21 protein-coding genes are annotated in these 17,795 nt (G+C 69.0%); 6 read left to right on the top strand and 15 right to left on the bottom strand.

The window, feature by feature from the left end; all coding sequences use genetic code 11:
• Window positions 1–538 (top strand): hypothetical protein (locus Adu01nite_RS42400; RefSeq protein WP_203735035.1); only part of this gene is annotated, 538 nt, incomplete at its 5' end.
• Here the strand turns inward: Adu01nite_RS42400 and Adu01nite_RS49010 are convergent.
• Window positions 439–858 (bottom strand): DUF2399 domain-containing protein, encoded by a 420-nt coding sequence (locus Adu01nite_RS49010; RefSeq protein WP_203735034.1) that lies wholly within the window; start codon window positions 856–858, stop codon window positions 439–441. The two genes, Adu01nite_RS42400 and Adu01nite_RS49010, sit on opposite strands and share 100 nt — an antisense overlap.
• A gap of 348 nt (window positions 859–1,206) precedes the next feature.
• Between Adu01nite_RS49010 and Adu01nite_RS42390 the strand changes: the two genes are divergently transcribed.
• Window positions 1,207–1,569 carry a sigma-70 family RNA polymerase sigma factor family protein gene (locus Adu01nite_RS42390; RefSeq protein ID WP_239133136.1) on the top strand — a complete coding sequence of 121 codons (363 nt, stop codon included), beginning with the start codon at window positions 1,207–1,209 and terminating at the stop codon, window positions 1,567–1,569.
• Between the two features lie 5 nt (window positions 1,570–1,574).
• Entirely contained in the window at window positions 1,575–1,982 is a 408-nt protein-coding gene (locus Adu01nite_RS42385) for a DUF6069 family protein (protein WP_203735033.1), read from the top strand.
• Window positions 1,983–2,191: 209 nt separating this feature from the next.
• Here the strand turns inward: Adu01nite_RS42385 and Adu01nite_RS42380 are convergent, their stop codons facing one another.
• The 9 genes from Adu01nite_RS42380 to Adu01nite_RS42345 all read right to left on the bottom strand — a co-directional run bounded on the left by Adu01nite_RS42380 (window position 2,192) and on the right by Adu01nite_RS42345 (window position 9,272).
• On the bottom strand, window positions 2,192–3,337 hold the full coding sequence (locus Adu01nite_RS42380) for a Fic family protein (protein ID WP_203735032.1): 1,146 nt from the start codon (window positions 3,335–3,337) through the stop codon (window positions 2,192–2,194).
• A 67-nt stretch (window positions 3,338–3,404) separates the two neighbouring features.
• The gene (locus Adu01nite_RS42375) at window positions 3,405–3,866 is read right to left on the bottom strand and encodes a SitI3 family protein (protein WP_203735031.1); all 462 of its coding nucleotides are present in this window, start codon (window positions 3,864–3,866) and stop codon (window positions 3,405–3,407) included.
• A gap of 19 nt (window positions 3,867–3,885) precedes the next feature.
• Window positions 3,886–4,335, bottom strand: a complete 450-nt coding sequence (locus Adu01nite_RS42370) for a SitI3 family protein (protein WP_203735030.1) — start codon at window positions 4,333–4,335, stop codon at window positions 3,886–3,888.
• A gap of 20 nt (window positions 4,336–4,355) precedes the next feature.
• A complete protein-coding gene (locus tag Adu01nite_RS42365) occupies window positions 4,356–5,561 on the bottom strand; it encodes a CdiA C-terminal domain-containing protein (protein WP_203735029.1) in 1,206 nt (401 codons plus the stop codon).
• Window positions 5,558–5,869 carry a type VII secretion target gene (locus tag Adu01nite_RS42360; RefSeq protein WP_203735028.1) on the bottom strand — a complete coding sequence of 104 codons (312 nt, stop codon included), beginning with the start codon at window positions 5,867–5,869 and terminating at the stop codon, window positions 5,558–5,560. Before Adu01nite_RS42360 ends, Adu01nite_RS42365 begins: the two co-directional genes overlap by 4 nt.
• A complete protein-coding gene (locus tag Adu01nite_RS42355) occupies window positions 5,866–6,243 on the bottom strand; it encodes a YbaB/EbfC family nucleoid-associated protein (RefSeq protein WP_203735027.1) in 378 nt (125 codons plus the stop codon). The genes Adu01nite_RS42360 and Adu01nite_RS42355 overlap by 4 nt, the downstream gene beginning before the upstream one ends.
• A 68-nt stretch (window positions 6,244–6,311) precedes the next feature.
• Window positions 6,312–7,469, bottom strand: a complete 1,158-nt coding sequence (locus Adu01nite_RS42350) for a class I SAM-dependent methyltransferase (RefSeq protein ID WP_203735026.1) — start codon at window positions 7,467–7,469, stop codon at window positions 6,312–6,314.
• Between the two features lie 44 nt (window positions 7,470–7,513).
• The gene (locus tag Adu01nite_RS49005) at window positions 7,514–7,630 is read right to left on the bottom strand and encodes a hypothetical protein (protein ID WP_369076832.1); all 117 of its coding nucleotides are present in this window, start codon (window positions 7,628–7,630) and stop codon (window positions 7,514–7,516) included.
• Window positions 7,584–9,272 carry an MFS transporter gene (locus Adu01nite_RS42345; RefSeq protein WP_203735025.1) on the bottom strand — a complete coding sequence of 563 codons (1,689 nt, stop codon included), beginning with the start codon at window positions 9,270–9,272 and terminating at the stop codon, window positions 7,584–7,586. Before Adu01nite_RS42345 ends, Adu01nite_RS49005 begins: the two co-directional genes overlap by 47 nt.
• Before the next feature lie 20 nt (window positions 9,273–9,292).
• Between Adu01nite_RS42345 and Adu01nite_RS42340 the strand changes: the two genes are divergently transcribed.
• Window positions 9,293–9,541: a universal stress protein gene (locus Adu01nite_RS42340; protein WP_203735038.1), complete on the top strand. Its 249-nt coding sequence runs from the start codon at window positions 9,293–9,295 to the stop codon at window positions 9,539–9,541.
• Here the strand turns inward: Adu01nite_RS42340 and Adu01nite_RS42335 are convergent.
• A complete protein-coding gene (locus Adu01nite_RS42335) occupies window positions 9,513–10,760 on the bottom strand; it encodes an MFS transporter (RefSeq protein WP_203735024.1) in 1,248 nt (415 codons plus the stop codon). The genes Adu01nite_RS42340 and Adu01nite_RS42335 overlap by 29 nt on opposite strands.
• A 59-nt stretch (window positions 10,761–10,819) precedes the next feature.
• Window positions 10,820–12,253 (bottom strand): MFS transporter, encoded by a 1,434-nt coding sequence (locus tag Adu01nite_RS42330; RefSeq protein ID WP_239133135.1) that lies wholly within the window; start codon window positions 12,251–12,253, stop codon window positions 10,820–10,822.
• Window positions 12,254–12,401: 148 nt separating this feature from the next.
• On the opposite strand from Adu01nite_RS42330, the gene Adu01nite_RS42325 reads away from it, so the two are divergent.
• Together Adu01nite_RS42325 and Adu01nite_RS42320 are read left to right on the top strand one after the other, a co-directional pair.
• Window positions 12,402–13,031: a TetR/AcrR family transcriptional regulator gene (locus tag Adu01nite_RS42325; RefSeq protein WP_203735022.1), complete on the top strand. Its 630-nt coding sequence runs from the start codon at window positions 12,402–12,404 to the stop codon at window positions 13,029–13,031.
• 56 nt (window positions 13,032–13,087) lie between these two features.
• Complete coding sequence (locus Adu01nite_RS42320) at window positions 13,088–14,611, top strand: GGDEF domain-containing protein (RefSeq protein WP_203735021.1); 1,524 nt, start codon at window positions 13,088–13,090, stop codon at window positions 14,609–14,611.
• Here Adu01nite_RS42320 and Adu01nite_RS42315 read toward each other — a convergent pair.
• From Adu01nite_RS42315 to Adu01nite_RS42305, 3 genes are read right to left on the bottom strand one after another with little or no spacing between them, the layout of a single operon-like run.
• The gene (locus tag Adu01nite_RS42315) at window positions 14,595–15,296 is read right to left on the bottom strand and encodes a GNAT family N-acetyltransferase (protein WP_203735020.1); all 702 of its coding nucleotides are present in this window, start codon (window positions 15,294–15,296) and stop codon (window positions 14,595–14,597) included. The two genes, Adu01nite_RS42320 and Adu01nite_RS42315, sit on opposite strands and share 17 nt — an antisense overlap.
• Entirely contained in the window at window positions 15,293–16,630 is a 1,338-nt protein-coding gene (locus tag Adu01nite_RS42310; RefSeq protein WP_203735019.1) for an NtaA/DmoA family FMN-dependent monooxygenase, read from the bottom strand. The genes Adu01nite_RS42315 and Adu01nite_RS42310 overlap by 4 nt, the downstream gene beginning before the upstream one ends.
• Complete coding sequence (locus Adu01nite_RS42305) at window positions 16,623–17,795, bottom strand: LLM class flavin-dependent oxidoreductase (protein ID WP_203735018.1); 1,173 nt, start codon at window positions 17,793–17,795, stop codon at window positions 16,623–16,625. The genes Adu01nite_RS42310 and Adu01nite_RS42305 overlap by 8 nt, the downstream gene beginning before the upstream one ends.

Raw genomic sequence — 17,795 nt, 5'->3', positions numbered from 1 at the left:
CTTCGGCACGGGCATCGACCACCATGAGCCGATGGCGCGTGCCCCGATGCGCACTTTCGACTGGCTCAACCACCTTCTCGCCTGCGCGAATTGCAACAGTCACCACAAGCGCGAGCGCTTCCCGGTGGATGAGCACCAGCGACCATTGCTTATCGATCCGTCAGCCGAAGATCCGTTCGAACACCTGATGCTGTCGCTGTCCGTCGGTGAATACCGAGCGCTGACCGAGAAGGGCCGCCAGACCATCGAGGTCTGCGGTTTGAACCGGTTCGCGCTGGCTCGGGCGCGACAGAACGTGTATCAGGTGGTGGTTCTGTGTCTCCGGTCCTTGCCGGGCGCAGTCCGTGGCGACAATGGCTACCGGCTCGCTGAGCTGTTGCACATGATCCGTGAGCAGCCCTGTGCCGATGTGTGCCAGGCGATGCTTCGGCAGGTGAATCAGCCGGGCGCCGCCGTCGTTTTCGCTGACGTGCCCGATGTGGTGGAACTTCTCCGTGACGAGAAGGTTCGTGCCGCACTCCTCATCACCGGCTGCTGAACGAGATCCGGTAGGAACTCGCCGATGACTGCTTCCTCGTGGATGGCGATTCCGCTCTTCAGCATCGCCTCGGCGAGTTCGGGATCCCAGCGGGTCTCTGCCACCCGCCCGACGAGAGCCTGGCCCGGTGTTCCGAGCGCTTGCGCCCGGGCGACCGCCCGCCGGTAGTCGCCGGCGCGGAACCGCCAGGGTTCCGCCCCGAACCGTGCCATGACCCGATCCGCGATCGCCGTGCCCGGCCAGTCGAAATCGCCGTGATAGGCAAGGCGCACCCGCGGGGGCCCCACGACGGCGGTGAGCAGGGCGAGTGGCCGCCGCATCGCGCAGCGGCACCGGGCCGGCCGTGAGGATCCGGCGCAGGCGCAGCACCCGCTGCTCGTGGGCGAGGCCCTGGCTGGCGTCGATGGCCGCGAATCCGGCCTGCTCGACCAAGAGGCGCAGGCGGTTCTCGGCGTCGCAGCGTCGTTGGATCGCATTTCACCAGGCAATTCGTCCCCGAGTTCACCATGCTTTCGCTGCACGAGCCGATGATTCTCACCGCCACGATCTGGGGCGACGCGACCGTGAGCACCATCGTCATTCGGCCCGACCGGCTCCGGTGATGAGTTCCTGCGCCCGTGGCCGTCATACCTACGACGGAACATGACGGAGCGGAAGGATGTACGGCGATGGGTGTGGACCTGCGGCTGGAGGAACTGGGCGTGAGTGGTCTTGGTGAGGTCGACGAGCCGGCGTTTACCGGGCTGGCGGAGCGGCATCGGCGGGAGCTGCATGTGCACGTGGTCGTGCGCGGCTGGATCGAGGACGGCTTCGAGGGCATGACGGGCCTGCGCGGAGTCGCCACCTCGGTGAACCGGCAGCCGGCCGTTGCGTTCTACCTATGGCAGAAGCGGGAGGGTGCGTATCTGCCGCTGACGCTCGACGTCCTGCGCGTCACCGGCGGGGCGATCACCGAGATCTTCACCTTCCACAGCGACCGGTTCGCGCGGCTCGGGCTGCCGGACCGCCTGCCTGCGGATGGCACGGAGTAGTCCCGGTGCAGACGCTCGCGAATGACACCAGGGTCGGCGCAGGCCGGCTCCTCGGCACCGGCCTTCTTGCCGTGCTCGTGGCGATGGTGGCCACCACCCTCGCCGCGGCGCTTGCCCAAGCCCTCGGCGTCGACTTCCAGATTCCCGACGGTGGCGAGTCGATTCCGTTGCCCGGGTTCGCCGTGGTGACCGGCTTCTTCTCGGTCCTGGGCGTCGTTATTGCGGTCGCTCTTCGTCGGTGGAGCGTCCGCCCTGCTGTCCGATTCATGTGGACGGCACTGTCGCTGACGGCGATCTCGCTCGTCCCGCCATTCCTCTGCGGGGCAGACGCTGCCACCATCACCGCTCTCGTCGGGCTGCACCTCGTCGCCGCGGCGGTCATGATTCCCGCCCTGGCGCGACGGCTGCGCTGACCATAGGCAAGGATCATCGGAAGTGAGCGGCGCCCGACAGTACGGCGTCGAGCCAGCGCTCATACCAGCCGAGGAAATCCGCGTCGCCGGTGAAGGTCGGGCCGGTCCGAGCATCGGTGCTGTCGGTGATGCGGTCACGAGCTGGACCTTCCCGATCTCGACCGGGACGCCGCCCAGGCCGGACCAATAACGCAACGAGCTCAACGCGGTCAGGCGGCTGAATTTGGGTAGGGCGCGGTCAAAGTCTGTGGTTTGCGGGCGATCTCCAGCATCTGCTCGGGAAAGCCCGGCCCGGCCGTGTAGTAGCGAGCTCGGGTGCGCCCCACGGACTCGAGAAGACCGGCCGTGGCCAGGTCACGTAGGTCGCGCTGAGCTTGTTGCAGGGTCAGGCCTTCGGCCTGCTCGTAGCGGGCCCGGCGAATCCGGCCGACCACGGCGACGTCGTGCAGGGCGGAGACGACCCGCTCGTCCAAGCCCTTCGAAGACACGAACGAAGAGAGCAGGTCCCATACCGCGGCCGACCGATTCATCCGGCCCTGCACGGTCTGCGCCTGCTGGTGGTACGCCGTGAGGTTGAACCGAATCCACCCCGACACGTCCTGGTCGGGGAGGTAGGTGGCACCTCGGTGCTGTAACTCCCGGTAGTACTCCCAGGTGTTGCCGGGCCGGCCCAGCCACGCCTCGATGGAGGAGAACTCGGGGGCGAGCACACCTTCCCGGGCGATCATCAGGGTTTGCATCGACCGGGACATGCGGCCGTTGCCGTCGGCCCACGGGTGGATCGACACGAGGTTCAGGTGCGCCATGGCAGCGCGGATAAGCGGGTGTGAGCCGTCCTCGGTGTTCAGCCACGCTATCAGCTCGTCCATGAGGGCCGGAACGTCAGCCGCGTCGGGCGCCGTATAAGCGGCGATGCTGGGGTCCCGCGGGTCGGTGACGTATACCGGGCCGCGGCGCCACTGCCCCGCTGGCTTGCGCACGGTGTGCCGATGCCCTTGCAGCATCCAGTGCAGCGCGTTCAGCAGGCCCTTGCTGTACGAGAAGTCGGCGACGTCGTGCAGCGTCTGCACATAGGTCATCATCTGTTGGTAGGCGAGGGTCTCGTCCCGGTTCTCGTCGGAGACCTCGACGTCGCGCTCGCCATCCATCAGATCCTGGACGTCGACGGTGGAGACCCGGAACCCCTCGATGGAGTTGGACGCGGCCACGGCGTCAGCCGTCAGGTATTTGCGAAGCCCGAGGGTCCATTTGGCGGGGTTGGCTTGAACCTGATGACGCAGCTTCTGGCGCATTCCCTCAATGTCGGCCAGTACTGCCTGGTCGACATCGTTCAGCTGGGGGACAGGGAAGAGCATTAGGCGATGATACATGATGTAATCACTGCGTCATTGCGTCACGCTGCTGGTGGCCATTCACGAGTGCCTAGAGCAATGGTTGCGCGAGAACCCGGCTCGGAAACTGGGTGAGCAGCGGCGCGATCTCGCTGTTCTCCGGCCATTCCTCCCAGTCAGAGGCCAGAACAACCCCGTCGTCGTCGTACTGCAGAACGGCGATCTCGCCGTTGAAGAGGAGTACTCCGCGACCGCCGAATCGCGAAGCGAAGGCGATCACCGTCCGGACCATCAGCGCGGCCGCATGTTCCGTCGTGGGTGTGTCTGCGCGTGCCGAGAAGCGGAACGTGGCTCGGATACGGTCCTCGAAGCCGAACAGGCTCATCGCCGGGTTGGCTTCATCGTCCAAGACACCAAGCGAGGAGACATACATGCCCGGAAGGAAGACGGTGCCGTCCTTATGCTGGTCGCCGCCTGTCGCCATGGCTATGAACGCGCGCAGGGTAGGGGTGTCGAGTTCGGAGTCGCCGTACCAGGTGTATTCGACTGCCATCTGTCGTCACTCACTGCGGTCAGAGGAGGGGCTGGGCGAGGTGTGCGGTTCTGCGACCGGCCTGTAGCGCCGCCACCTCGGGCATGTCGTCCCAGCCGTCCCAGTCGGCGGCGAATGTTGCTTCGCCGTTCACGCACTGCAGGACGGCCTCCTCGCCGTTGAACAACAGGACCCCGTCGGCCTGGGCGAGAGCGAGGACCGCTCCGACCATGAGGGCGGTGTTGTGTTCCTCGAGGTCGCGCCTGGTCGCCGAGAAGCGGAATCGCACGCTGAGCCGGTGTGTGAAGCCGAACAACGGCGGTGCGGTCGCCTCATCGCCCGGCTCTACTCGGTGTGCCGTCGTCCAGAGCCCCTCTCGCGTCAGGCTGCCGTCCGGCATGATCGTTCCAGCGATCACGGCGGCGATCATCGAGCGGAGCCTGTCGGTGCTCAGATCCGCCGCGCTGTAGAACGTGTACTCGATTGCCATGGCGCCTTCCGAGGTTGCCTTCAGCTGAACGGGTAGAACGGCAAAAACTTGCCGTCCTTGACTACCAGAATCTCTTTGAGGTTGGCGACGGGTTTGCGCTCCAGCACCGCGCGTATCTCGTCGGCTGACCGGGGACAGTCGTCCAAATTGAGAACGACCCGCTCGGTCTGTCCCTCTTTGACCTTGCCGCTGATCTCGTCGCGGATGGTGTCGAGCTTCGCGCTGCTGGGAGCGTAGTTGTCGAAATACTCGCCCTCGATGCGGTAATCGGGATCCTTGCCGTTGGCGTTTCTCGGAGGGTTCTGCTCGACGTCGTAGCCGTGCTGCGAAAGGATGTCCGCCGACTCGTTCTCCCGGCGTAGTCCTCGGTCTTTCTTCCTGGTCGGATGCGCATCGGTGCGCTCTCCACGAGGTTTACGGCCCGGGTCGGGCTTGCCGGACGGGCTGGTCACGCCGAGGTCGCGGCCGCCGGTCAGCCGGCTCAGCAGCTTCTTGATCGCCTCGATCGCGGAACTGATCTTGCCGGCCAGGCCGCGTAGGTGTTCGAGGCTGCTGATCAGGCTGCGCAGCCACTTGGCGATGCGTGCGCCCCACGATGCGCACAGGGTGCTCACCTGCTCGACCACCAGCGGTGTCGCGCCGCCGAAGCTGAAGATCTCCTCGGCGGCGTAGGTGAGCAAGCGGGACACCAGCACGGCGATCGCGTCGCGGACCATCATGCGTACGCCGGCGACCAGCATGCCGGCGCCCTCGGTGATTACCGCCATGGTGTCGGCGGCGGACGCCAACGCGCCGACGGCGTCCTTCTGCTGGCCGGTCCACACTCGGTACGCGTCGGCGGCGCTTCCGGTCCATTCGCTGGTGCCCCAGCGCACCGCCTGGGCCAGGTCGCTGGAGCGGTCGCGGAGCGCGCCGGGCACGTTGCGCCACGTCTGGGCGTGTGCGGCGATCTGGGCGGGAGAGCCGGCGAGCCAGTCCAGCGCCTCGGAGAGCGGCTTGACGTGTTCGAGGATCCACGCCACGCCGTACTGGAGGAGGCTGCCGATCGGGTCGGAGATGAAGGCCAGCGTGTCGAGGCCGGCGGAGGCGGCGCCGAGCGTGACGTCGATCCAGCTTCCGCTCCTGACGCCGGCCAGGATCGCCTCGATGTCCTCGGCGATCCACACCCCGGCCCACGGGTCCGTCGATCCGCTGGGATCCGCCACCGCGACGAGCGGCGGCCTCACCGGGTGTTCCGCAGGCGGCCGGCCGCGTTGTTGTCGGCGTTGTCGTAGGCGGTGGCCACCGCGCGCAGCGAATCGGCAGTCTCGTGCGCCGACGTGGCGGCGGTGGTCATGCCGTCGGCCATGATCTGCTGGAGGCCGTTGAGCAGGACCGGGATGAACTGACAGAGCTGGCCGTACGCCTCGACGTCGGTCTGCACGGTCTGAACGGCGACGGCCGCGGTGGTCAGGCCGTCACCGATCTGGTCCATCTCGCCCGCGTGGGTCGCCAGGGAGGCGGAGTTGACCTCGAAGGCGCCCGGCGAGGTCATTGGCCGGTCTGCCCGAGGCGGCGACGCAGCCCGGCTACGAGCGTCCGTCCGGTCTCGCTGTCCGCGCCGACCGTTTCGCTGACGGCCTCGTCGAACTGCTCGATCATCTTGGCCTTGGCCGCATTGAGCGTTTCCAGGATTTGGCGCGCGGTGTCTTCAGCCGGTTGCCGGCGGGTTCGTTCGTCCAGATGAAGGCGTTCGATCTGGCCCTCGGCGCCGACGGTGACCTCGATCAGATCGTCCTCGCTGCGTGCGGTCGCCGAGATCGCCGCTGCCCGCTCGGCGAGTTTTCGCGCGTGCTCGGCGCGGCGAGTAAGCGATTGCTCCCACTCGTCGATCCGTTGCAGGGCCGCACTGGCTGACTCGTCGAACACGTTGCCAGCCTAAAGATGTGCGTCAATGCACGATGCCACCCGCTGGTCGGCGACCAGCGGGTGGCAGGTCAGGCCGGCTCGCGTTGCAGGGTCCAGCGGTAGGCCTGGACCATGCGGGTGTCGAAGCCGGACGCCGAGCCCCAGAGGAAGATCCGGAACCGCCGGTACAGCTCGTCGCCCCACTGCGCGACGATCTCCTCCTTGCGGGCGTCCAGCCGCTCCGCCCACGCGCGGCACGTGAGGAAGTAGTTGTGGCGGTCGTCCTCGACGTTCAGGAGTTCGAACGGTGAGTGGGCCACCTGCCGCAGGTACGAGTGCAGCAGCAGGGGAGCTGACCGGCCCGGATACACGTACTTCTTGAAGAACGTCGACGACGTGTGCTTTCGCCGCATGGCCAGCGCGTCCAGGTAAACCCGCCCGCCCGGCCGCAGCAACCGCTCGTAGGTCCGCAGTGTCGCCCGGTAATCGGGCAGGTGCTCGGTGACGCCCATGTTGACGATCGCGTCGAACGGCTCGGCCGACTGGTAGCGCAGGATGTGCTCCCGGACCACGGTCACCGGCAGTTGCTTGCGGGCGAACAGGTCGTTGAGGAACCGCTCCGACTCGACGGCCAGCGTCACGGTGGTGACGTTGATGCCGCGTTCGGCCGCGTGCTCGGAGAAGGCACCCCAACCGCCGCCGACCTCGAGCACCCGATCCCCGGGCTTGACCTGGATGGCGTCGAGCGCCAGGTCCATCTTCCGGGTCATCGCGTCTTCGAGGGGCTCGTCATCCGATGCGAAGACGCCCTGGGTGTAGCAGCGATGCCGGGAATCGAGGAACGTCAGGAAGAACTCCGAGTCCTCGTCGTAGTGCTGGGAAATCGCCCGGCGGTCGTGGTCGGTGCGGCCGTGCCACAGCGACGGCAACCAGCGGCCCAGGAAGGCGATGGGGTGGATGTCGGAGAAGAAGTTGCGCATGTTCAGCACGGCGGCCAGGTCGCCGTCGACGTCCAGGTGGCCCCGCAGGTACGCGAGGGCCACCTGCAACTGGTCCAGGGAAGCCAGGGCATCGTGGCCGGCGGAATCGAGCACCAGCAGGGTGAAGCGTGGTGGCTCGGTCGTGGCGACGCCGAAGGAGTGGGTGGTGCCGTCGTGGGATACGACCTCGAACGGCACGGGATCGTGGTCGCTGAAGTATTCGTCGTAGCGTCGGCCGAGGACGTCGGCCAATGATCGCCGCCTCATGTCGTGATGATTGCACCACCGAGCGTGCTGCGCATCCACCAATATCAAGGTGATGGGGGCGACGGCGAGAACACCCGCTCCTCGTCCAAAGCTGAGGTCTGAACAACCAGGACATCACAGACGGCCCGGCGGACGACCCCGGCCGGCACCGACCCGAGCATCTGCCCCTCGTCCGCACCCAGGCCGCGGTTTCCGACGACGATCAGATTTCGCCGGGTTGTTGCCGACCGCGTCCAGCAATGCCTGCGCCGGATCACCTTCGACAAGACGCTGGTCGATGAAGCGCGCCCGTTCCCGAGTCAACGCCGTGACCGATTTGTCCAAGGCCTCCCGGGCCGCGTCGACGCCATGAATGTCCCGGTGCCCGGAAGCGGGCGACGTGGCCGGAACGGCGGAGCGATAGGCGGTCACTACCACAAGGCGAGCCTGCGCGGCCTGCGCCACCTCGGCCGCCCGATCGACGGCGTAAAGGCTCGTAGGCGTTCCATCCGACCCGACAACCACGCGGTCGTAAACCGTGATCGAACGCTTTCCGCCGAGCGGCATGATCGGCGACTCGTCGGCCTCGGACGGCGGGTTCACCCACCGCATCGCAACGGCGCCGACGCCCAGCAAAACCCCGGCCAGCAGGATCGCGTTGCTGCCCTTGCCGCCCAGCCAATGCTGGAAAATCCAGCCGAACGTCACCGTCTGCACCAGCATCGGGACCACGATCATCATGTTCAGGATGCCCATGTAGACGCCGGTTCGCTTGGCCGGCACCATGCTCGCCACCATCAGATAGGGCACGCCGACCGCGCTCGCCCAGAAAATGCCGACGCCGATCATCGGGACCAGGGCCAGATACCGGTTGTCGATGGTGGAGAGCCACACCAGCGACAACGCCGCCAGCCCGAGTGCGATCGCATGCACCCGCTTCGCCCCGATCCGTTGGGCCACAACGACCAGGAACAGGGCGGAAATCATGGTGACGAAGTTGTAAGCGCCGTTCTGCAGGCCGCTCCAGGCGATGGCCTCGTCCCACGCCGTACCCCCTTGCTCGGGGTTGGCCTTGAAGACGGTCTCGCCGAGGCTGACCGCGAGGAACTGCCAATAGATGAACATCGCATACCACTGGAAAACGAAAACCACGCCGATCTTGTGCATGGCGACCGGCATCGCCCTTACCGCAGAAGCAATTTCCCGTACGGCGTCGGCCGCGCCCCGAGGCGCAGTTCGGATCTCCGCCAGGTCTTCGTCCGACGGCGTCAGCTCTCTGGTGCGGGCCATCGCGGTCAGGACCGTGAGGAGGATGCAGAACGTGCCGATCATGAAGCACACGAACATCCAGTACGGCACGCCGTTGCCCGCGGTCTTGTCGAGTGTGTCGACCTTTTGCAGGACGAAGAGCGAGACATTGGCGAGTACGGCACCGGCGCCGGTGAACATGCTCTGGGTCAGGAAGCCGCGCGCCAACTGGGATTTCGGTAGTCGGTCGGAGATGAATGCCCGGTACGGCTCCATCGACGTGTTGTTGCCGACGTCGAGCAGCCAGAAGCAGATCACGCCGAGCCACAGCACCCCGACGAACGGGAAGAGGAACAGGATCACCGCGCAGAGCAGCGCACCGGCCGTGATGAACGGCCGCCGCCGGCCCCACCGTGGATGCCAGGTGCGGTCGCTGATCGCGCCGATCAGCGGCTGGATGATCAGGCCGGTCACCGGGCCGGCCAGGTTCAGGATCGGTAGCTGGTCGGGGCTCGCGCCGATCAGCAGGAACAGGGGGTTCACCGCCGACTGGGTGAGGCCGAAGCTGAACTGCAACGCCGAAGAACCCGAGGTTCATCATCAGCAGTGCGTTCCCGCTCATCAACCAGGTCATCAAGGAGGAGCTGGGCGACGACCCGGCGGTCCGGGTCGTCCCGCACGTCAAGCAGGGCCGCCCGGCCAAGGTGCTGATCGAGGAGTCGGAAGGCGCCGACCTGCTGGTGGTCGGCAACCGCGGGCACGGCGGCTTCGCCGGCCTGGTGCTGGGCTCGGTCAGCCAGCACGTCGCCGCCTACGCTAAGTGCCCTGTGGCTGTGGTTCGCTGAGCACGGTCCGCGGGGTGCGGGCGACCCAGGCGACCGCCGGCCCGGTGGCCAGCGTCGCCGCGCCGAACAGCGCCGCGATCACCCACCAGCCCCAGCCGCCGGTGTGCACTGCCAGGAACGTCAGCGACGCCGGCCCGATCATCTGGGTGATGCCGGTGAGCGACCGCTTCGCGCCGCTGTAGATGCCGCGCTGTCCGGGCGGCGGAACCTCGGTGAGGAAATACCAGCCCGCGGCCGACGACCACAGCTCGGTCGCGGTCAGCAGCACCACACCGAGGGCGAGGATCGCGATCGTCACCCACCCGCTGCTGTAGGCGCTGAGCAGGAAAACCGGGCAGGCCACCGCGGTGGCGAGGGCCGCCCATCGGGTCAGGCGCGCCGACCCGCCCATGCTGTCCGCGCCCTTGGTGGCCGGCACCTGCAGCAGCACGGCGAGGATGGTGTTGAGCGCGAACAGCCCGCCGAGCACCGGCTTCGGCGCATCGGTGCGGGTGATCGCCCACAGTGGCACCACCGTCCCGAACAACACATCGGCGGCGTAGATAACAGCAAAAATCGAGGTCATTGCGGTGTACGGATGATCGCGCAACACCCGCCACGGCTGCACCCGCGGCCGATCCGCACCGGCGGCCGAGGCGTGCACGGCGGGCATCCGCGACACGAAGAACGCGCTCACCGCCGTCCCGGCCGCGTTCGCCAGCACCAGAATGAGCAGCCCGGGCCGCGAGTCGAGCGCGATGGCAGCGGCCCCGATCCCGGCCCCGACGGTGAACCCGGCGTTGAGATAGGCCCGCACGTACGCCATGGTCCGCACCCGGATCTCCGCCGGCACCGCCGCCGCGGTGTAGACCGCCCGCCCGGCGTCGGTCATCGCCTGCGAGGCTGCCTGAACCGCCACCACCAGCACGAACGGCCAGAAGCCGCGGACCATCGGATAGGCGAGAAAGGCCGCGATCCCCACCAGGTAGCCGGCCACCCAGGCGCGTTTCCCGCCGATCCGGTCGGCGAGATGCCCGAGCGGAATCGCCCCGACCAGCCCGACCAACCCGGCCACCGAGAACCCGAGACCGATCTGGACCGCGGTCAGCCCGACATAGCTGCTGAAGAAGACGACGCTGCCGGTGAGATAGATACCCCAGCCGACCGCGGCGAGCGCCGACTGGGTGGCGAGCTGCCGGGGCAGCCCGGATGGCGGAAGAATCCCCCGTAGATTCCACATATCGATGACCATAGTCATGGCCGCCGGCCGGTCCGGCCGGCGGCCCCGGCAGAAACAGGTCAGGTCGTCTGCTTGGCGATCAGGTCGGCGGGGACGGCCAGGCCGGCCGCGCCGAAGATCTCCTCCTCCTCGGCCTCCCGCACCGTCAGGTTGGTCGGGCGGGAGCGGGGGAGGGCCCAGGCGACCAGGGCCGCGGCCAGTACGCCGAAGATCGCGCCGATCGCGAAGATCGTTGTGTACTGGGACTCCTGGGGCAGGGCCACCGGGGCGCCGGGGATCAGGTTTCGGGTCAGCATGGTCACCACGAATGCGGTGCCCAGGGACATGCCGATCGAGCGGGCGATCGAATTCACGCTGTTGGCGATGCCGGTCTCGGCGGGGGAGACGTTCGCGATGAGCAGGGCGGGCAGGGCCGCGTAGCCGAACATGACCGCGGTGTTGACCGCGAACGCGCCGACGATGATCTGCCAGGTCGCCGAGTGCAGCACGATCAGCATCCCGAAGCCGGCCGCGGCCAGCAGTGCGGCGGTGATCAGGGTGGTCTTCGGGCCGAAGCGGCCGACCAGGCGGCCGCCGAGCGGGGCGGTGACCACGCCGGCGATGCTGCCGGGGAGCAGGTAGACGACGCTGGCGGCGAGGACGGTCGAGCCGAAGCCGTAGCCGGTGATCGACGGCGGGGTCTGCACCAGGTAGGAGACGGCCAGGAAGATGGCGAACATCGCGAAGCCGAGGAACAGGCCGGCCACGTTGGCGATCACCAACGGCCGGTGGGTCAGCATCCGGGTGGTGACGAGGGGCTGGGTGATCCGGCGCTCGGCGAGCAGGAAGACCGCCAGCACGACCACGGCGGCGATCAGGCACCCGATCACCTTGGCCGAGCCCCAGCCCCAGCTGTTGCCCTCCTCAAGCGGCATGAGCAGCAGCACCAGGCCGAGGCCGAGCAGGCCGGCGCCGATCCAGTCGAGCCGGCCGGTCGCCACCGCCGCGCGCTTCGGCAGCGTCCAGACACCGGCCACGCCGATCGCGCTCAGCGCGGTGGCCAGCCAGAACAGCTGGTGGTAGTCGCCGCCGTGCTGCATCAGCAGGCCGGTGACGGTCAGGCCGATGCCGGCGCCGACCGCCAGCATGCCGCTGACCGTGGCCATCGCGCCGGTCAGCCGGGCCGGCGGCAGCTCCTCGCGGAGCACGCCGATCGACAGCGGGAACAGGCCGAAGCTGGCGGCCTGCGCGACCCGGCCGACCAGCAGCAGCGGCAGGCTCGACGTGGTGGCGGCCAGCACCGAGCCGGCCAGCACGACCACCAGCACGCCCAGCATCACCGGGCGGCGGCCGTAGAGGTCGCCGAGGCGGCCGAGCATCGGGGTGAGCACGGCCGCGGCCAGCAGGTTCGCGGTCACCACCCAGCTCGCCGAGGTGGCGGAGACGCCCAGGTCGGCCTGGATGTTGGCGACGACCGGCACGACCAGGGTCTGCAGAGCCGAGACCAATAGCACGACGTAGCACGACACCGGTAGGGCCATGCGTGATGACTGGGTTGGCATGAGACCGAACCTAGACTCGCTGCCGAGCATTCTCAACACAGTGTCGAAAATAAGTGATGTGACGTCGAATGCACGGGACACGTCTGGGTAGGATCGCCTCGTGCCTGCCATCGGAAGCCGCCGCGCGCCCACCAAGGGCGATCAGAGGGAGCAAGCTCTGCTCGACGCCGCCAAGGTGGTGCTGCGCGAGAAACCGATCGGTCAGGTGACCATCGACGAGCTGGCCGGCGCGGCCGGCATCGCCCGGTCCGGGTTCTACTTCTACTTCGAGTCCAAGCCCGCGCTGCTGGCCGCGCTGTGCGACCAGTCGATCGGGCTGACCGACGCCGACATGGGCCGCTGGCTGGAGTCCGACGGCCTCGACCGGGACGCGTTGCGACAGGGGCTGGTGGGGTCGTTCCAGCGCTGGCTGGTCGACGGCCGCTGGATGCGCGAGGTGTTCCTCGCCCCCGATCCCGGCCCCGAGGTGATGCAGGTGCGCGAGCGCGTGGTCAACAACGGCTGCACCGCCTTCCGGCAGCGCATCGAACGCGACGCCAAGGCCGGCCTGACCGTCGACGGATCGCCCACGCTGCTCGCCACCATGGCGATCAACCTGCGGCTCACCACGTTCGCCGACGCCTTCGCCAACCCCACGGCGCACGATCCGGACGAGCTGATCGACACCCTCACGGATGCGATCCTGCGTTTGGTGTACGGCGTGACCCCGGCCCAGCGCACCACTGCGTAACGGGGAGACTCCCGGCAACCACCGGGTTTGCACCCGAGCGACCCCATCCTGGTGGCATGGCACTGATCAGTCTCGACCGGCGGCCGTCCGCGCACCTGGCGGTCCCCCTGACTGCCGGTGCCGTCCTCATGCTCGGCTACCTCGCCGCCGCCCTGCTCGGTGCGTCGCCGGTGGTGACCCAGGCCCTCTACGTGGTCGGCACCGCCTCCGCACTGCCGGCGATCCTGCTCGGCATCCGCCGGAACCGGCCGGACGCCTGGCTGCCGTGGGCGCTGATCGCCGCCGGTGCCGGGTTCTCCGCGGTCGGCGACCTGCTCTACTCGCTGTTTCCGCTGCTCGACGGCCCGGAGATCGACCTGCAGTGGGCCATGCTCCCGTACCTGCTGCGCTTCCCGCTGATCGCGGCCGGCATGATGCTGATGGTCCGGCACCGCACCCCGGGCCGGGACGTCCCCGCGATCATCGACGGGACCCTGCTGGCGGTCGCCGTCTCGCTGGTCAGCTGGGTCTTCGTGATCGACCCGCTGCGGGCCTCGATGAGCGGCACCACGGCCGGCCTGGCGCTGACCCTGGAGTCGATGGCCTTCCCGATCGGGGACCTGCTGCTGCTGGTGCTCGGGTTGCGCCTGATGCTCGGCGGCGGATTCGGCCTGGCGTCGCTGCGCCTGTTCGGCGGGTACCTGGTGATGTTCTGGGGTGCCGACACGGCGTACACGATCCGGCTGGTGCATTGGCAGTTCGAGTACACCTGGCCGCTGGAGCTGGCCTGGATCGGAGCGTCGCTGATGCTCGGCCTGGCCGCACTGCACCCGTCGATGCGACCGCTCGGCGACCGCACCGCCGCCGCCGACCAGGTGGCCACCCGCAGCCGGCTGTCCCTGCTCGCCGGCGCGTCCCTGCTGGCCCCGCTCACCCTGGTCATCCAGTACGTGCGCGGCGGCAACCTGCACATCCTGCTGGTGGCCGCCTCGTGCGCGGTGATGTTCCTGCTGGTCACCGCCCGGCTCGGCGGCGTCGCCGCGGCGCAGCGCCAGGCGGCGATCACCGACGGGCTGACCGGCCTGCACACCCGCCGCTACTTCGCCGAGACACTCGGCACCGAATGCGCCCGGGCCCTTCGCGGCGGCGAACCGCTGTCGATGGTCCTGCTCGACATCGATCACTTCAAGAACGTCAACGACACGTACGGGCACACCGCCGGCGACCGGGTCCTGGTCGAGGTGGCGCACCGGCTGCGCACCGCGGTCCGCAGTGGCGACATCGTGGCCCGCTACGGCGGCGAGGAGTTCGCGGTGCTGCTGCCGCGCACCAGCCCGGCCGACGCCTACACGGTCGCCGAGCGGCTGCGACTCGACATCATGCGGACCGGTGTGGTGATCAGCCCGACCGAGGTGATCACCGTGACCGTGTCCCTCGGCCTGGCCGCCCTGCCGACGCACACCGACACCCCGGACGACCTGGTGGGCCTGGCCGACAAGCTGCTCTACGCCAGCAAGGAGGCCGGCCGCAACCAGGTCACCGCGCCGGAGGGCACGGTCCGCCCGGCTCCGCACGTCGGTCCGGTCACCCGGCGGCGATAGTGCGGTAGCGGGCGAACGAGGTCGGCCGGCGCAGCTGGAAGCCGATCGACTCGTACAGCCGGATCGCTGTTCGGTTGGCCGCCGCCGTGTGCAGGAACGGGGTCTCGCCGCGCTCCCGGATGCCGGCCGCGACCGCCCGCACCAGCGCGGTCGCCAGGCCCTGCCCGCGGAAGGCCGGGTCGGTGCAGACCGCGCTGATCTCGGTCCAGCCGGTCGGGTGCAGGCGTTCGCCGGCCATCGCGATCAGCGCCCCGCCGCGCCGCAGGCCCAGATAGGTGCCGAGCTCGATGGTGCGTGTCCGGAACGGGCCGGGCCGGGTGCGTTCGATCAGGTCGAGGATCTCCGGCACGTCCGCCCCGGTGAGCCGCACGGCCTCCGCCAACGACGAAGAGCGCAGCGATACGTCGATCAGCTGCACCCCCGGGATCCGGTCGACCACCTCCCAGCCGGGATGCTCGGCCGGCACGTCGCCGGCCACCGCCACGTCCGCGTCCGGGCCGGTCAGCTCGGTCAGGTCGCGCCACGCCTGCGGGTCGGCCGAGTCGGCCAGGGCGTGGAACCCGGCCACCTCGGACGGGTAACGCGCGGCGAGGCCGTGCACCTGCGCGAGGTGCGCGTGCGGCCCGATCAGCGACTCCCACACCGCGTTGTCGAGAACGGCCTCGTCGGCCGAAACGGTGGTCATTGGGGGAACTCCAGGCCGAGGTGGTCGCGCAAGGTGGTCCCCTCGTATTCGGTACGGAAGACGCCGCGCTCCTGCAGCAGCGGCACCACCGTGTCGGCGAACTCGTCGAGGCCGTCCGGGGTCACGTGCGGCACCAGGATGAAACCGTCGGCGGCGTCCTGCTGCACCAGGTCGTTGATCTCGCCGGCGATCGTGGCCGCCGCGCCGATGAACGTCTGCCGGTTGGTCACCTCGACGATCAGGTCCCGGATCGACAGCTTCTCCGCCTCCGCCCGGGCCCGCCATTCGTTGGCGGTCGCGATCGGGTCGCGGTGCATCCGGACGCTGGCCCGGCCCTTCGCGATGTGGCTGTCCGACACGTCCGGGTCGATGGCCGGGAGTGGCCCGTCCGGGTCGTAACCGCTGAGATCCCGGTTCCACAACTGCTCGAGCAGCTTGATCGCGGTCGCCCCGCTGACCTGCTGACGGCGTACGACAGCGGCTTTTTCCTGAGCGTCGGCGTCGGTGTCGCCGAGGATGAAGGTGGCGGCCGGAAGGACTTTCAGCGAGTCCCGCTCACGCCCGTAGGCAGGCAGTCGCCGCTTCACGTCGGCGTAGAACTTCTGGCCCTCGACCAGGGTGCCGTGCCGGCTGAAGATGGCGTCGGCGGTGGCCGCCGCGAACTCCCGGCCCCCGTCCGAGTCACCGGCCTGCAGGATGACCGGCCGGCCCTGCGGGCTGCGCGGCACGTTGAACCGGCCGGCGATGTCGAAGTGCTGGTCGGCGTGCTGGAAACGGCCGGCCGAGCCGTCCCGCAGGAAGACCCCGGACTCCTTGTCGGCGGCCACCGCGTCGGCCGGCCACGAGTCGAACAACTCCCGGGCGGTGGCCAGGAACTGGGTGGCCCGGGTGTAGCGGTCGGACTCGGCCAGGAAGCCGCCGCGCCGGAAGTTCTCGCCGGTGAAGGCGTCCCACGAGGTGACCACGTTCCAGGCGGCCCGCCCGTCGGAGAGGTGGTCGAGCGACGCGAACTGCCGGGCCACCTCGTACGGCTCGTTGAACGTCGAGTTGATCGTGCCGGCCAGCCCGAGGTGGGTGGTGACCGCGGCCAGGGCGGCCAGGACCGTGAACGTGTCGGGACGGCCGACGACGTCCAGGTCGTAGATCTGGCCGCCCTGCTCCCGTAGCCGCAACCCTTCAGCCAGGAAGAAGAAGTCGAACTTCGCCCGCTCGGCGGTCTGCGCCAGCTTCACGAACGAGTCGAACTCGATGTGGCTGCCCGCCTTCGGGTCGCTCCACACGGTGGTGTTGTTGACGCCGGGGAAGTGCGCGGCGAGGTGGATCTGCTTAGGCAACCCGAGCTCCCTCATAGCGGTTGGCCGGCCGGGCCAGGCCGAGCAGGCCACGCAGGGTGGACGCTTCGTACTCCGAGCGGAAGGCGCCGCGGCGGCGCAGCTCCGGGACCAGGCCGCGGGTGATCGCGACCAGGTCGTCGGGCAGCCGGGCCGGCCGCAGCCGGAACCCGGTGAGCCCGGCCGACTGCCAGTCGAGCAGCAGGTCGGCGAGCTGCGCCGGGGTGCCGGTGAAGATCGCCGCGTCGGACGTGAAGACCGTGCGGTCGAGGGTGTCGAGCCGGTCCTTGGCGTCCCGCGCCTCCTGCTCGGTGTCGGCCAGGAAGACGACCAGGTCGGCGAAGACGTGCGGGATCGGGATCTGCGCGACGATCTTGCGGGCGTGGTCGGCGTCGCCGGGGGTCACGTACGCGAGGTCGGCGGAACCGGCCGCGAACGCGTACGGGATCGGCGCGTGCGCGAGCGCCGTGACCAGCGGCTGACCCTGCGGGGGCCGCGGCGTGATGGACGGGCCCTTGACGCTGAAGTACTTCCCGTCGAACGCGATGTAGTGCAGCTTGTCGCGGTCGATGAACCGGCCGGTGGCGGCGTCGCGGATCTCCGCGTCGTCCTCCCAGCTGTCCCAGAGTCGCCGCACCACCTCGACGTAGTCGGTGGCCTCCTCGAACAGGTCCTTGACGGCCTGGGTCGCCGCGACCGAATCCAGCGACCCCGGGCTGAGCATCGGCAGCGTGCGCCGCCCGAAGTGGCCGGCCTCGTGCGCCCGGCCGGAGACCTGGACCCGCCAGCCGGCCCGGCCGCGGGATACGTAGTCGAGGGTGGCGATCGCCTTGGAGATGTGGAACGGCTCGGTGTGCGTGACGGTCGCGGTCGGCACCAGCCCGATGTGCGAGGTCAGCGGGGCCACCCGGGAGGCGATCAGGATCGCGTCGAGCCGCCCCCGCACGTGGTCGGTGCGCTCGTCCGGCCCGTCCGGCCGGTCGGTCTGCAGGCCGAGCGCGTCTTCGATGGTGACGAAGTCGAGCGTGCCGGCCTCGGCCTCCCGGACCAGGTCGGTCCAGTAGCCGGGGCGGAACAGGTCGCCGGGCCGCGCGTTGGGTGAGCGCCACGAGGCGGGATGCCAGCCGGTGCCGTCGAGCGCTACCGCGAGATGGAGTGGGTCGGGCAT

This window comes from Paractinoplanes durhamensis (assembly GCF_016862175.1).
Lineage (GTDB): Bacteria > Actinomycetota > Actinomycetes > Mycobacteriales > Micromonosporaceae > Actinoplanes > Actinoplanes durhamensis.
Note: the sequence above shows the minus strand (reverse complement) of the source record. Positions and strands in the feature narration are given on the sequence as shown.

Excerpts from the sequence above, each read along its gene's own strand:
- Adu01nite_RS49010 (WP_203735034.1), bottom strand. The coding sequence starts at position 858 with ATGCGGCGGCCACTCGCCCTGCTCACCGCCGTCGTGGGGCCCCCGCGG.
- Adu01nite_RS42390 (WP_239133136.1), top strand. The coding sequence starts at position 1,207 with ATGGGTGTGGACCTGCGGCTGGAGGAACTGGGCGTGAGTGGTCTTGGT.
- Adu01nite_RS42380 (WP_203735032.1), bottom strand. The coding sequence starts at position 3,337 with ATGCTCTTCCCTGTCCCCCAGCTGAACGATGTCGACCAGGCAGTACTG.
- Adu01nite_RS42375 (WP_203735031.1), bottom strand. The coding sequence starts at position 3,866 with ATGGCAGTCGAATACACCTGGTACGGCGACTCCGAACTCGACACCCCT.
- Adu01nite_RS42370 (WP_203735030.1), bottom strand. The coding sequence starts at position 4,335 with ATGGCAATCGAGTACACGTTCTACAGCGCGGCGGATCTGAGCACCGAC.
- Adu01nite_RS42360 (WP_203735028.1), bottom strand. The coding sequence starts at position 5,869 with ATGACCTCGCCGGGCGCCTTCGAGGTCAACTCCGCCTCCCTGGCGACC.
- Adu01nite_RS42350 (WP_203735026.1), bottom strand. The coding sequence starts at position 7,469 with ATGAGGCGGCGATCATTGGCCGACGTCCTCGGCCGACGCTACGACGAA.
- Adu01nite_RS49005 (WP_369076832.1), bottom strand. The coding sequence starts at position 7,630 with ATGCTCGGGTCGGTGCCGGCCGGGGTCGTCCGCCGGGCCGTCTGTGAT.
- Adu01nite_RS42335 (WP_203735024.1), bottom strand. The coding sequence starts at position 10,760 with ATGTGGAATCTACGGGGGATTCTTCCGCCATCCGGGCTGCCCCGGCAG.
- Adu01nite_RS42320 (WP_203735021.1), top strand. The coding sequence starts at position 13,088 with ATGGCACTGATCAGTCTCGACCGGCGGCCGTCCGCGCACCTGGCGGTC.
- Adu01nite_RS42315 (WP_203735020.1), bottom strand. The coding sequence starts at position 15,296 with ATGACCACCGTTTCGGCCGACGAGGCCGTTCTCGACAACGCGGTGTGG.
- Adu01nite_RS42305 (WP_203735018.1), bottom strand. The coding sequence starts at position 17,795 with ATGCCCGACCCACTCCATCTCGCGGTAGCGCTCGACGGCACCGGCTGG.